This is a genomic window from Sorangium sp. So ce128 (assembly GCF_051525245.1).
GTDB lineage: Bacteria > Myxococcota_A > Polyangia > Polyangiales > Polyangiaceae > Sorangium > Sorangium cellulosum_B.
Window position 1 is genome coordinate 6,641,395 of the sequence record NZ_CP150313.1, and the last position, 13,680, is coordinate 6,655,074.

A 13,680-nucleotide genomic window follows, 5' to 3' on the forward strand; every position below is an offset into this window, starting at 1 on the left:
TCGGGGCCGCTACTTCTCCTCTTTTTTCTCGTGGTTCACCATGTCGAGGAGCTGCCCCGCGACGGTCTCGTCCACCCGGAGCGGCATGACCCCGAAGCTCGCTGCCACCGCGTCCTGCTCGAACAAGAAGCGCCGCAGCACCTCGCTCGGATACTCCTCGAGCGGCAGCGCGTACGCCCCGTACGGCGTGCCGTCGAGCGCCAGCGCGTGGTGCGCCCGTGCGTTGACGCCACGGAAGCTGTGGCACTTGACGCACCCTTGTTCGCCGATCAGCGCCTCGCGCAGCCCGCCGGAGAGCGAGCGGAACGGCGCGAGCGGATCGCTCTCTACCCAGTGAAAGCTCGCCCCACCGAGCCCAAATGCGGCGTAGGTCTTGTTCCCCAGGCCCGCGGGCAGCGGCGTCCGGAAGTGCAGGAACGCGCCGAGCGGCCGGATCATCATCGGCATTGGCTCCTCGCCCTCGATCCACGAGTAGGCGCGCTTCAGCCGGTAGAAATCGACGAAGCGGTAGAGATTGTCCTCGTCGTCGAGTCCGACCACGATGACCGCCTGCGCCTTCTTCAGCACCTCGCGCGGGAAGTACTGTTGCTCGCCCCGAAGGTTCGAGACCACCAGCCAGTCCCCCTCGCCCACCTCGGACTTCGGCCGCTCGGCCAGGTAGGCGAGCAGGTCGATGGCCTGATAGGTCTTGCCGGGCAAGGGGTAGCGCTCGAGCCCCCCCTTGCCGAAAAGGGCGCTTATCGTCTCCTGTAGCGCGACGTCGACCGGGTAGGTGGTGATGGCCCGGGGATCCTTGCGGAGCTCCGACAGGTCGAGCGGCGGCTGTGCACCCCAGCGGCGGAGCACGCCGAAGGGGTTGTCGATGGGGAGGTCCTTGAGGCCCGAGGCGACGAAGGGGAACACCAGATCGCCGACCATGTCTCCCCTTCCGCCCCAGTGCAGGATGCTGTGCGCATCGCGCCTGGGGACGACAAAGTGGTCGACGTCGGGCGCGCCCGCATTCTGGAGCGCGCGCGCGAAGGGGCGAGCGAGACGCGCCCAGCCGACGTCGTCCTCCGCGCCGAACAGCATCAAGAACGGTGGCGCATCGGACCGCGCGTACGTGATGGGCGACGACTCCCTGCGATCTTCGACCGAGTCCGCGAAGAACGCCGCGTCGGGGTGCCCCTCGAGCGCCGCCTCGCCGAGGTCGTAGGTGCCGCGCAACAGGATGACGCCATCGACGCGCTTGGGATCCATGCCGGCCCCCTCGAGGAGCCGCCGATCGAGCGCAAGGAGGGACGCCATCCACGCGCCGACGCCGCGACCGACGAGGACCACGCGCGTCGGGTTGCGCGCGCTGGTGACCTCTTGCATGACCCGGGCGACGTCCGCCGCGCACGCGCGCAGCGTGTAGCCGGTGTGGATGTTGAACGAGACGGCGGCGGCGGCGACCCCGTTTCGCTGCAGGGAGTCGCCGACACTCGCAGCGAAGGCGAGTCGCTCGTCGGGCTGCGAGGGCTCGTTCCCTTGCAAGAGGACGACCAGCGGGCCGCGCTTGCTCGCGCGCGGCGGCGCGTAGAGATCGACGTTGACGTTCAGCCCATCAGGCCCCTTCCGCTGCATCCAGGCATACGTCACCGTGGCGACGGAGCGGGCTCCAGCTCCTGCGCGCCGCTTGAGGAGATGTGTGCCGAGGACGATGAGCACGGCGAGGAGGCCGACGCCTACCCATTGCCACGTTCGACCCAGCCATTGTCGCGCTCGACCCAGCCATTGTCGCGTTCGAATACCCAACATGGATCCGCTCTTGTGCCCGACGTCGAGCGCGTCAAGCCAGAGCGCCGTCGGTCGCCTCCCAGCGACACAGAGATGACCAGCGCAAAAGAACGCGATTTCGAGAGGGGACAGCTGTACAAGCTGGGCATCGACCGCGTGATCCCAGAGCCCTTCGACATCTCGAGACGGGCAACAGGACGGTCTACGTCAAGGGCGTCTGGCTCCGCCTGCGGATCGACCTGTTCGTCGCGGGCGAGCTCCACATCTTCGGGCTTGAAGCCCTCGCGGCCCGCCGGCCATCGGCGCGCGCGTAGTTACCGCTCTGGTCAAGACCCAGACGCACCTCGAGCACCTCGATGGCGCGCGGCTCGGCAATCCTCGTGAATACGGTCGACCGCAAGCGCGGTATCGTGGATTACTCTGACACGTCAATCAAGGTGTCGATCGTGCATGTCGCCGGCTGCGCCGCCTTCGACGGAACCCCGGGGCCCTCGTGGAATACCTTGATGGTGAAGGCTGCGATGGTCGCCCCACGCCGTCGTCAGCGTGTGCTCCCTCCGTCTCGTGGAGCGCCGCGGGCGGAAAGGCGCGCAGCTGCCATGTGCAGCAAGCTCTCTTTTCCCTTTTTCAGAACGAAGGCGCGCTGCCCGTCCGCTCGGCAAGCTTTGGCGCCGGGGCGGCTCGCCGCGGCAGCGCTGGCCCCCTCAGGGCTGCAGCGCTCTGCAGTGGATCTCCAGGACCCGGATCTTCCCCTCGACCGTGTCGTAACGGAGATCCAGCCCCGTCAGCACCTGCTGGGCCGGGCAGCTCAGGGTCACGTTGTTCCCGGAGTACCCGATCGCATAGCTCGTGCGGGAAGACGAGGCGAGGTCGAGGGCCGTATTGGCCGCGTTCCTGGGAGCGTAGTTGATGCGCACGTCCTTCACATAGGTGTTGGCGAGGTCCACCTTGAGCTGCAGACCCGTGGGGTAGTTGGCGACCGGGATGGCGGTGCTGAGCGCGCCGGCGCGGAAGCCGCCCGGCCACGAGAAGATGGTCTCCGCGTCGATCGCGCCGGTCCGCGGGAGATTGGGCAGCAGGAGGTCGAACTCCCGGCACACGCCGGACATCCTGGCGATGAACTCGTCAGGCTCGACGAGGGGCTCCTGGAACGCGCTGAGGTCGGTCAACATGAACCCAGCGCCATCATCGATGTGGCAGTGAATGTACTGCCAGGCCGAGAGGTTGGCGTTCAGGCCCGAGTCCCAGCGCTCGCTGACCGCGGCGTTGCTGACGGTCCAGGTCTCCGAGAGGGACGGGGCGTCCTCCATGAGCTCAGGGTCGGCCGCCTCGACGGCGCAGCCGGCGGCGAACAGGGCGACGAGAGGGAACGCAGAGCGAACGATGCGCATGACGAGTTCTCCTGAGCTCTCTTGAGCTCTCTTGTGGTCGAGGCGGAGGCGGCCAGCCGCGCAGCGGCCTGGAGCGGCGCGGCCGCGGCGGCGCCTCGCACCGGAGCCCCATCGCAAGCGCCTTGCCAGCGCGCGGCGCCGGCGGCCTCGCGATGCCCGCCCAGGGCCATGCTCACCGATCACCTGGGAGCGGCGCGCAGCCGACGCGCCCCTCGCGGCCGTCGCCACGCTCACGGCAGGACAGCTCCGCGCCGCGCAGGCGCCCCGCCTGCCACATGCCGGCTGTCCCCTGTCACACCGCCCCTGTGACACCCTGTGGCAGCGGCCGTGTCAGCGCGCCGCCCGCGTCAGGCCGCGGCGCTCACGACACCACCCGGCGCAGCGCGCCGCCCTCGCCCCGGAGCGGCGCGCGGTCCCCCTCCCTGGCGTCCCCCTCCCTGGCGTTCCCCTCCCTGGCGTTCCCCTCCCTGGCGTTCCCCTCCCCGGCCTCCCCGGGGAGCCCCTCGGCGAACGCGTCGGTCACGAACACGCCCGCCCCTGTCGCGGCGGGCGCCCAGCCGCGCAGCGCCTCGGGCTCGGCCGCGTGCAGCGCGAGGCGCGGGAGGACCTCGGGGCTCGCGCCGGCCCGCGCGCCGAGCTCCGCCCAGAGCTCGAGGGCCCAGCCGAGCGCCCGCTCCGGCGCGCGATCGTACGGCGCGGGCAGCGCCGCCAGCAGCGCGTCGGCGCTCTCGACAACGAGCGTCGCCCCGAGCCCGACGAGCGCCGCGCGCGCCGCCTGGACCAGGCGCTCCACGTCGGCGAGCGCCTCGTCGCCGGCCTCGTCCGGCGCCGAGAGCCGGGCCTCGACGAGCAGCGCGGCGCACGGCCCCCGCGGCGCGCAGCGCCCCCGCGCGCAGGCTCCCGCGAGGCGAGCGTCGACCGGCGAGCGCGCCGCGGGCGCCACGGTCTGGCGGCCCGGCGCGCCGACCGCCCGGCGCAGGGCGGCGAGCAGCTCGGGCACGCCCGCGTACCGGTCCGCCGGCTCCTTGGCGAGGCAGCGGCGCACCACCGCGCCGAACGCGGCCGACACGGGCGCGCGGTCGCTCGGGCAGGGCGGCGGCGCGCGCAGGTGCATCTCCTCGGTCTCGACCGCATCGGCGCCCTGGAACGGCAGCTCGCCCGTCACGAGCTGGTAGGCGAGCAGGCCCACCGCGTAGATGTCCGTGCGCGCGTCCACCGCGCCGCCGAGGATCTGCTCCGGGGCCATCGTGAGCGGCGTGCCGAGGATCAGGCTGCTGCTCTTCGCGCCGCGCGCGCGATCGACGTCGCGCGGGCGGAGGAGCTTGGCGATGCCGAAGTCGACCAGCTTCACGCCCGGCGCGCCGAGCCCGCCCGCGCCGGGGCAGACCATGACGTTCTGGGCCTTCACGTCGCGGTGCACGACGCCGATCGCGTGCGCGGCGGCGAGCGCGCCGCCGACCCCCTCGAGCAGGGCGACCGCCTCGGGCGGCGAGAAGGCGCCCCGCGCGCTCAGCTCCGCCGCGAGGCTCCGGCCCTCGACCCACTCCATCGCGATGTACGGCCGGCCGTCGTCCAGGGCGCCCACGCCGCGGACCTCGACGATCGCCGGGTGCTTGAGCCGCGCGAGCACCTCCGCCTCCCGCTGGAAGCGCCGGAGGATCGCCGGCAGGAGCGACAGGCCGCGGCGGAGGACCTTCAGGGCGACCGGCGCGCCGCCCCCGACCGGGACGGCGCGGTGCACGACGCCGAAGCCGCCTCCGAGCCGCACGCCGTCGAGCACGTAACCCCCGACCACCGCGCCGGCGGGGAGCGCGTCGCCGGCGGCGCTCGCCTCGAGCTCCAGCGGTCGGCCCGAGATGACGGCTGTCTCGTCCTGGTTGGGCTCGGCAGGCGTCCGCATGGCACCTACCCCAGTATACTCGCGCCCCATGCGCTGCTCCGAGTGCCATCGCCGCCTCCCAGCGCGGGCCGGCGCCGCGTGCCCGGCGCACCCTCTGGCCTCATCGCCGGTGACGAGCGCCGACGAGCGCGAGCACGAGGCGCTCGAGCAGGATCCGCCGCCGCTGGTGCCCGGGCTCCTCGTCGAAGGGTTCCGTGTCGAGCGGCTGCTCGGGCAAGGTGGGTTCGCGCGCGTCTACGCGGCGACGCGCGAGGGCGACGGCCGCGCCGTGGCGCTCAAGGTGGCGCGCCGGCAAGACGACGGCCGGATCGAGCGGGAGGCCGCGGCGCTCGCCCGCCTCGCGCCGCCGCTGGTCCCCGCGCTGCTCGGCCGCGGGCGCTCGGGGGAGCTCGGCCCGTTCCTCGTGCTGGAGCGGCTCGAGGGCAGCTCGCTCGCGCGCTGCCTCGCGGACCTGCCGGGCACCGGCGCGATGCCGATCGAGCAGGCGTCGGCGATCGCGCGCGCGCTCTCGGTCGCGCTGGACGCGGCGCACGACGCCGGGCTGGTGCACCGCGATCTCAAGCCCGAGAACGTGTGGCTGCGGCCGGGCGGGGAGGTCGCGCTGATCGACTTCGGCCTGGCCGCGCAGGCGCGCGCCGGCGGCGATGCGCGCGCGGCGCTCGGCCCCGACCTGACGCAGACCGGGGCGATCCTTGGGACGGCGGCGTACATGGCGCCGGAGCAGTGCCTCGGCGCGCGCGCCGTCGACGCGCGCGCCGACATCTACGCGCTCGGCGCGATGATCTTCGAGCTGCTCACCGGCCGGCCGCCGTTCGTCGGCGAGGCGGCCGAGGTGCGGCAGGCCCACGTGGCGCGCCGCCCCGACCCGCCGTCGTCGCTCGCGCAGCTGCCGGAGGGCGCCGACGAGGCGGTCCTCCGCTGCCTCGCGAAGGAACCCGAGGCCCGCCCGGCCCGCGCCAGCGACGTGGCGCGCGCGCTCGCGGCGTCGCTGGAAGCGCGCGTCGCCCCGTCCCGAGGGCGCGCGGCTTCCTCCGGCGCGCCCGCTCCCACCACCGACCCGCGCCGGGCGGTGGCGCTGCTCGCCCTGCGCACGCGGGAGCGCGCGGACGCGCTCGTCGACATCGCCCGCGCCGAAGGTGGCATCCTGGCGCGCTTTCGCGGGGAGCGCATGGTGCTCGCCTTCCCCGCCGCCGACGCACCAGGCGACGGCGTGCGCGCGGCGGAGCGGGTGGCCCAGCGCCTCGCCGCGGCCGGCGCAGCGGAGCCACCCCTCGTGGTCCACCTGGCTCCGCTCCGGGTGCGCGAGGGCACGCACGGCGTCACGCTCGCGGGCGCTGCGCTCGAGGACGCGGAGACCTGGGGGGCCGGCCCGGGCGACGCGGACGCCATGCCGCAGGCGATCCTCACGGCCGAAGCGCGGCGCGCGCTCGCGGACGGCCTGCGCGATACCCCGCCCTCACCGCGCCACGCGCCCCCCGACGAGCCCGGCGAGACCGCCCTGCGCGGCCGCGACGCGGCGCTCTGCGCGGCCCTCGCCGCGGCGCAGGAGGCGCTCGCCGGCGGCGGGCCGGCGCTCGTCACCGCGCTCGGCGCGGAAGGGCACGGAAAGAGCCGGTTCCTCGGGGCGCTCGCCGCGGCGCTCCACGCCGGCGGCGCGGCCGTGCACGCCGCGGCGGCGCTCCGGCCAGAGGCGGCCGAGCACGGCGCGACGCTCGTCGCGCTCCTGCGCGCGGCCCTGGATCTGCCGGCCAGCGGCGAGCGCGACGCGGGCGCCCGGGAGGCGCTCGTCCAGCGGCTCGGCACGGCGGAGGCCGCGCGCGCCTGGCCGGCCGTCGGGCTCGCCCTTGGGCGGCTCGCCCCGGGAGACCCGGCCGCCGCGCCGCTGCTCGGGGCGCCGGGCGCGCGCCGCCACGCCGAGGCCCGCGCGCTCGCGGCCGCCCTCGCGGCCGCCGCGCCGCTCGCGCTGCTGCTCGACGACGCCGACCTCGCCGACGCGTCCGCGCTCGACGCGATCGAGCTCGCCACGGCCGAGGGCAGCGCGGCGCGCCTCGCGATCGTGCTCGCCGCGCGGCCGTCGATCGCGTCGCTCCGTCCGGCGCTCGGGGAGCGCGCCGCCCGCCGCGTGGCGCTCGACCTCGGCCCGCTCGACGCCGAGGCCGCGGGCGCGCTGCTCCAGGACCGCCTCCGCCCCGTCGAGTTCGTCCCCCGCGCCGTGCTCGATCGCCTCCACGCGCTGGCGCGCGGCGTCCCGCGCGACCTCGTCGAGGTGGCGTGCGCCCTGCGCGTCGGCGGCGCGATCCAGCGCGCCCGGGGCGGCGAGGGCTGGACGCTCGCGCCGCACGAGCTGCTCTCCCTGTCGGCCGCGCCGCTCGGCGAGCGCCTCGCCGAGCGCGCGCTCGCGGCCCTGCCGCCGCCGCTCGTGGACCTGCTCGAGCGCGCGGCGATCCTCGGCGACGACCTCTCCCCGGCCGAGCTCGAGGCCGCCCTGCGGGCGCTGGATCGCGCCACCGACGCGCCGCCGCCGGCCGGCGCGCTGGACCCGGGCGTCGGCCTCGCGCGCCTCGCCAGGGCCGGCGTGCTCGTCGCGCGCTCGGCGTCGCCGCCGCACTACGCCTTCCGGCACCCGCTCCTGCGCGAGGCCGTCGAGGCGCGCATCCCGCCCGCCCGCCGCCGCGCGCTGCACGCCGCCGTCCTCCAGGGCCTCCTCGGCGCGCCGCGCGCCGCGGGGGCGCGCGCCCGGATCGCCCGCCACGCGGCCGCCGCGGGAGACCTGGCCGCGGCGGCGGCGGCGCACGCCGAGCTCGCGGACGAGGCGCTCGCCCGGCACGACGTCGTCGAGGCCGAGCAGCGCTTCACGGCGGCCCTGCGCCTCGCCGGCCTCCTCGAGCGCGACGACCCCGAGGCCCGCGCCCGCGCGCTCGCGGGCCGAGGCCGCGCGCGCTACCGCCTGCAGCGCTTCGAGGAGTCGCTCGCCGATCTGCGCGCCGCCCGCGCGCTGGCCGAGGCCGCGGGCGACCGGGCCCGCGCGGCCGAGCTCCTCCTCGAGGAGGCGACCGCGCTCGACTGGCTCGAGGACTTCCCCGCCTCCGCGGCGATCGCGGCGCGCGCCGCCGAGCTCTGCGCCGGCCTCGGCGACGCCCGCCTCGACGCGCGCTGCCTGCTCGCGGGCGGCCGCTCGGACTGCCGCGACCAGCGCGTCGACGAGGGGATCCCCAAGCTGGAGCGGGCCGCCCGCGGCGCGCTCGCCGTCGGCGACCACGAGGCGCACGTCATCGCCCGGCTGGTGCTCGTCGCGTCGCTCTCGATGGCCCGCCGGCTCGACGAGGCCGAGCGCCACGCCGAGGCCGTCGTCGAGGCCTGCCTGCGCGCCGGCGACGTCTTCCACCTGTGCACCGCGTACATCAACCGCGTCTTCATGTGGGTGAAGCGGCGGGAGGAAGGGCGCGCGGTCGCGGACCAGCGGGAGGCCGTCCGCCTCGCCCGCGAGCTCGGCCACGCCCAGCTCGAGCGCTGGGCCACGCTGAACCTGGCGGAGCTGCGGTACTGGCTGGGCGCGCCGGACGAGGCCCTCCCGCTCGCGCGCCGCAGCCTCGACCTCCAGCGGCGTTATTTCAACCAGCGCCCTTCGCCGGACGACGTCCTCCTCCTCGCCCGCATCCACGTCGCCCGGGGCGAGCACGACGAGGCGGCCCGCCACCTGGCCGAGGCCCGCGCGAGCCTCCCCGAACCCGACCTCACCCCTTGCGCCCGGACGCTGGCACGCCTGGTGCAACAGGCTCTGGACGACCGGGCGGCCGGTCGGTTCGACGCTGCGGCATGGCGCGCGCTCGTGGACGAGGCGCGGCAGACCGCGATCCTTCACGAGCACGCCGAGGCGCTTCACAGCGCGGCCCTCTCGGCCCTCCGGGCGGGCGCCGCCGGCGAGGCGCTGGCGCTCGTGCGGGACGCAAGGGCGATCTCGGCGGGCTTCTGGGAGCAGCGGTTCGACGAGATCGAGCGCGCGCTCCTCTCGCCGGGATAGAGCGGCGAAGCGTGAACCGACGATCCGGCTCGCCAGCACGAGAAAGGAACCTGACCGCGTGATGATCTACCGGATCCCTGGGCTGCTTGTGTTCTGTCTCGGGCTCGCCAGCGCCGGCGCGGGCTGCGCCGGCGTCGGCGACGACGCCTCGCCGCTCGACGGGCCGCCGCGCGCGGCGCCCGCGGGGAGCGGCTCATCGAGCGGGTCGGCCATCGGGCCGGCCAGCGGCGGACCGGCCAGCGGCGGGTCGGCCAACGAGCTGGTGGCGGCCATCGCGGACGCGGTGCAGGGCGTCTGGGGCAACGGCCTCTCCGCCGAGGCGCTCACCCGCAACGCGCTGATCGCGAACCCGCGTGCCAATCCCGTCATGGTGTCCGTCCCGCTCGCGACCGAGAGCTACGCCGACACAGGCCCCTACCCCGCCCTCCGCCGCCAGCTCCGCCACGAGCCCACGCGCGAGGTGATGGACTATCTCGTCTCCTGCGCCCTCGAGAGGGGCCAGAGCGTGTCGTATACCGACACGTCGACAGGCAAGGAATTCACATTCGACGGCGAGATCGGGATCTGCCCTGCCTGGGCCGTGGGCCCGGTGGGAGCGAAGTGCCAGCAGCTCGTCTCGGCGTGCATGCTCTCGCTCGTGAACGCCCTGGGCCGCTCGATCACCGTCTCGCTGCGAGGCCAGGCGTTCCCGGAGCATCGGCCGGGGCTCCTCACGCCGGCGCCCTCCGTCCGCGTGGTGACGAAGACGGAGGACGGTTACACCATTCCGAGCTTCAGGCGGTGCGCGATCGATTCCGAGGGCGCGTCGCGCAACTGTGGATGGACGGCCCAGAACGTCGGCTCCTGCACCCCGGGCTCGACCGTGTTCATCGCGACCGGCGAAGCGCCCCTGACCGACTGCGCCGACGACCCGGCGAGCGCCGCCGGGCTGCCCGTCAGCGATACGGTGCTTCGCGTCTGCAACGGTATCCGCGGCTGCGACGCCGGCTCACCCGATCTCATCGATCCGCGCGAGGTGCGCTGCGGCGGGCGCACCGAGCGTGCGCTCCGCTTCGTCTGCCCTCAAAGCGCCTACTTCAGCCTCATGAGCGGCCCGCGGACGAGCGGCCGCGCCGGCCTCTCCGCGCCGGCCGGAGTCGCCGCGATGCTCGAGAAGCACCGCCGCTTCAGCGTCGCGAGCCGCCCGCGGCCGAGCCCCCCGGCGCCGCCCGGCGCCGTCTCCATCGCCGAGGCGACGTTCCGCGACGCGGTGTATCCAGCGGCGGAGGCCGACGTCTTCGCCTGGCGCGAGGGCGCGTTCTACGGAAACCTGTGGGGCAATCAGCCCCTCCACCCCCGGCTCCAGGCGGGAATGAACGAAGTGACAGAGAGCGGTGAATTCGAGCGTGCTCCGGCCCCCACAGAGGAGGAGTCCGGGCAGGCCATCTATCGGAACGCCTTCGCCTGCACGGGTGAATACTGGAGCGATCACGCCGCGTACGTGGGGGAACGCCTCTGCGCCGGCGCCGAGGGCGAGGTGGACTGCGTCGCGACCCCGGTCGGCGCCTGCGGTGAATCGCACCTCGTGGCGGACTGTCCTCAGCTCGACCAGTGCTCCGTCGACGACGGGGGGCTCGTGGAGGGCGACAGGGACTTCCAGCAGTGCGCGGGCGGCGGGGGCACCTGGCGCCATCCGATCACGGTGTTTCTCAACCACCCGTCGGATGTCGTCCGGGACTTCCCGTTCTCCCCGTTCGCGCCGGTGTTGCCCGGCGGCGCGCTGTCCATCAACCCGCCGCTCTGTCCCTGAGCGGCGGCCGCCGCGTCAGCGCGCGGCCGCGCGGCCGACCCACCGCGCGCTCACCCGTCCCTGTAGTCGCCAGGCTCGATGCCATAACGCGCGATCCACCGGTGGATCTGCGTTCTCCCCTTCCCCATCGCCCGCGCCACGGCGCTGACGTTCCCGCGGTGCTCGCGGAAGAGGCGGATGAGCGCCTCGCGCCGCTGCTGGTCCTCCTCGGCGGGCCGCTGGCGCTCGGCGGGCTGGGCGTCGGGCTTCGAGGCCTCGGGCGGGTGGCTGCTCCGCGGCACGACGGCGGGCGGCGGCAGGTGGCCCTGCTCCACCCGGCCGCCGCCGGCGAGCACGATCGCGGTCGCCAGGCACTTCTCCAGCTCGCGGACGTTGAGCCGCCACTCGCGCAGGAGGAGCGCGCGCGCCGCCTCGCAGCCGAGCGAGATCGACGCGGCCCGGTCCGGGGCGGCGCGGCGGAGCAGCGCGGCGATGAGCAGCCCGAGATCCTCCCGGCGCCTGCGCAGGGGCGGCAGCTCGAGCACGAAGCCCGAGAGGCGCGCGAAGAGATCGCCCCGGAAGTCGCCGCGCTCGACCATCGCAGGGAGGTCGCGGTGCGTGGCCACGACGACGCGGAGGTCGACCTTCACGGGGCGCGTCGCGCCCACCGCGACGACCTCCGACTCCTGCAGCACGCGCAGGAACGCGGTCTGCGACGCCGCGGGCAGATCGCCTATCTCGTCGAGGAAGAGCGTGCCGCGGTCGGACGCGCGGATGAGGCCGGGCCGGTCCTCGGCGGCGCCGGAGAAGGCGCCCTTCTTGTGGCCGAACAGCTCGGACTCGATGAGGCTCTCGGGCAGCGCGCCGCAGTTGATGGCGACGAACGGGCCGGGCCGCCCCGAGAGCGCGTGGACGGCGCGCGCGGCGACCTCCTTGCCGGTGCCGCTCTCGCCCTGGAGGACGACGGGGATGGGCGCGGGCGCGACGGCCCGGAGGGAGGCGAAGCGCTCGGCCAGCTCGGGCGAGAAGGTGGCGAGGCCGAACGGCTGATCCGCCGCCTGGGCCGCGTCGCTCGCCGCCTCGTCGGGCACCGCGACCTCGCGGAACAGAAAGAACGTGTGCCCGAGCTCGATCAGGTCCCCTTCGGCGAGCGTCGCGCTCCGCCGTGGCACGCCGTTCACGAAGGTGCCGTTCGTCGAGCCGAGGTCCTCCAGGCAGAGCTGGCCGCCGCCGTCGCGCGTGATCCGCGCGTGGCGGGACGACACCCAGCCGTCCTCGAGGCGCACGTCGAGCAGCGCCCGGTCTGCCTCGGTCCGCCGGTCGATCGAGCGCACCGGGCCTCGCCCGAACCGCACCTCGTCGACCCCGTCGAGCGCCAGCCGCGCCGGCGGATCCATCGGCCGCTGGCACTGCAAGACGAGGAAGAGGAACGGCCGCGGCTCGGCGGCGCAGCCGGCGCGCCGCCGGGTGCGGACCAGCGTCGACGGCTCGTCCCGACCCGCGCTCATCCTGCCCCTCTCCGCCCCTGGCAGGCCGCGCACGGAGGAGGCGCCAGGGAATCGACCCGAGGCTGCATGCCGCAGGCCCACGATCTATCACGCCCCGCCAGCCAGTGGAGCAAGCTCAGGCGCGCGAAGCGCACGCGCTGGTCGTCCTGTCGCAGCGCCCCGAGCTGGCAGGGCGGCTCGCCGGGCCGTCAGCGGTAGGGCCCCTGCGGCGCGGGCGCCGCGAGCGCAGCGACGACGGCGATCGCGCGCTCGATCCGGTCGCGCCCCGTCTCGATGCAGCCGAACACCAGCTTGACCGCGGCCTCATCGCCCACGACGGCCGCCGGGCGGAGCGCGGCGATCTCGCGCCTCACCTCGTCGGTCAGGCGCCACGCCACCCGGTCCGGCGCGTCGGCCTGCACCTCGTACGCCCGCGACAGGCCGCCGTCGTCGGGCTGCCCGGAGTTCACCTGGCCCGGCCCGCGCCTGGCCCGGCGTTTCACGATGAACCGCTCCGACGGGGACGCGGCGCGGGCGACGCGCACCTGCGTGCCGAACGCCCCCCGCCTTCCATCCCGGCCGAACGCCACGGTGAGGCGCCGGCCGCGGTGCTCGAGCTCGATGGTCATGCCTCCTCCGGACGAGGTGGTCCCGGCGCCGGACAGGAGGCGCCCGCCGAGCTGTTGCGAGAGCGCCCGCAGCTCCTTCGCGAGCGCCCGGCCGCGTCCGGCGACGAGCGCCGCGGCGCGGATGGCGCTCGCGAGCTTCTCGGCGTCGTCCTCCAGCCCGGCGCGGAGCGCGGTCAGCCGGTGCGACTCGAGCGTGAGCTGGTATTCGGTCGCCGCGCGGAGCGCCTCGCGCAGCTCTCGCGTGAGCCACCAGCGCGCGAGCGCCGGGCTGCTCGCCTGCACGACGAAGGCGCCGTCCTCCGCCGGGTCGCCGGCGTCCACCCGCCGCGCCCGGAAACGCCCGCCGCTCGGCCGGTCGAGCTGCTGCTCGTTGACCCGGAGCCTGAGGCCCGACGGGTTGCTCACCGTGCCCGTGATGCGGGTGCTGTAGCGCACGACGGCCGCGCCGCTGCGATCGACGTCGTGGTCGACGAGGAGCGCGACGCTGTCGAGCACCACGGAGATCTGCATCCGCGGGTCTCCCGATGGGCCTGGACCCGACCTGAACTCCCCCCCGACGAGGGCCGCCGCGCGCTGCCACATGGGCCGTGCGAGCCGCCAGCGGGCCTCGGCCGCCCGCCGCGCGTCGTTGCGCGCGTACGCGGAGAAGCGCGCGAGCCCCGCGATCCCCGAGATGATCATCAGGACGAAGATGGGCTCCATCCTCGCCCAGGGTATCGTCCCCGC

General features: G+C 75.2%; 7 protein-coding genes. 2 read left to right on the plus strand and 5 right to left on the minus strand.

Translation table 11 applies throughout. The annotated features are described in order from the left end of the window. Positions 1-9: 9 nt before the first annotated feature. From WME82_RS25105 to WME82_RS25115, 3 genes are all read right to left on the minus strand, one after another. Entirely contained in the window at positions 10-1,689 is a 1,680-nt protein-coding gene (locus WME82_RS25105; RefSeq protein WP_438044846.1) for an alpha/beta hydrolase family protein, read from the minus strand. 773 nt (positions 1,690-2,462) lie between these two features. Continuing rightward, positions 2,463-3,149 (minus strand): hypothetical protein, encoded by a 687-nt coding sequence (locus tag WME82_RS25110; protein ID WP_438044847.1) that lies wholly within the window; start codon positions 3,147-3,149, stop codon positions 2,463-2,465. Positions 3,150-3,510: 361 nt separating this feature from the next. Continuing rightward, complete coding sequence (locus WME82_RS25115; protein ID WP_438044848.1) at positions 3,511-5,049, minus strand: serine/threonine-protein kinase; 1,539 nt, start codon at positions 5,047-5,049, stop codon at positions 3,511-3,513. Positions 5,050-5,158: 109 nt separating this feature from the next. Between WME82_RS25115 and WME82_RS25120 the strand changes: the two genes are divergently transcribed. Together WME82_RS25120 and WME82_RS25125 are read left to right on the plus strand one after the other, a co-directional pair. Continuing rightward, the gene (locus WME82_RS25120; protein ID WP_438044849.1) at positions 5,159-9,070 is read left to right on the plus strand and encodes a protein kinase domain-containing protein; all 3,912 of its coding nucleotides are present in this window, start codon (positions 5,159-5,161) and stop codon (positions 9,068-9,070) included. 61 nt (positions 9,071-9,131) lie between these two features. Continuing rightward, the gene (locus WME82_RS25125) at positions 9,132-10,859 is read left to right on the plus strand and encodes a hypothetical protein (protein ID WP_438037363.1); all 1,728 of its coding nucleotides are present in this window, start codon (positions 9,132-9,134) and stop codon (positions 10,857-10,859) included. 50 nt (positions 10,860-10,909) lie between these two features. Here WME82_RS25125 and WME82_RS25130 read toward each other — a convergent pair whose 3' ends face one another. Beyond that, a complete protein-coding gene (locus WME82_RS25130; protein ID WP_438037364.1) occupies positions 10,910-12,346 on the minus strand; it encodes a sigma 54-interacting transcriptional regulator in 1,437 nt (478 codons plus the stop codon). 188 nt (positions 12,347-12,534) lie between these two features. Next, positions 12,535-13,656 (minus strand): hypothetical protein, encoded by a 1,122-nt coding sequence (locus tag WME82_RS25135; protein ID WP_438037365.1) that lies wholly within the window; start codon positions 13,654-13,656, stop codon positions 12,535-12,537. Between the last annotated feature and the right edge of the window lie 24 nt (positions 13,657-13,680).

Bases quoted from the DNA above. Each gene is read 5' to 3' on its own strand.
- WME82_RS25110 (WP_438044847.1), bottom strand. From the start codon at position 3,149: ATGCGCATCGTTCGCTCTGCGTTCCCTCTCGTCGCCCTGTTCGCCGCC.
- WME82_RS25115 (WP_438044848.1), bottom strand. From the start codon at position 5,049: ATGCGGACGCCTGCCGAGCCCAACCAGGACGAGACAGCCGTCATCTCG.
- WME82_RS25125 (WP_438037363.1), top strand. From the start codon at position 9,132: ATGATCTACCGGATCCCTGGGCTGCTTGTGTTCTGTCTCGGGCTCGCC.
- WME82_RS25130 (WP_438037364.1), bottom strand. From the start codon at position 12,346: ATGAGCGCGGGTCGGGACGAGCCGTCGACGCTGGTCCGCACCCGGCGG.
- WME82_RS25135 (WP_438037365.1), bottom strand. From the start codon at position 13,656: ATGGAGCCCATCTTCGTCCTGATGATCATCTCGGGGATCGCGGGGCTC.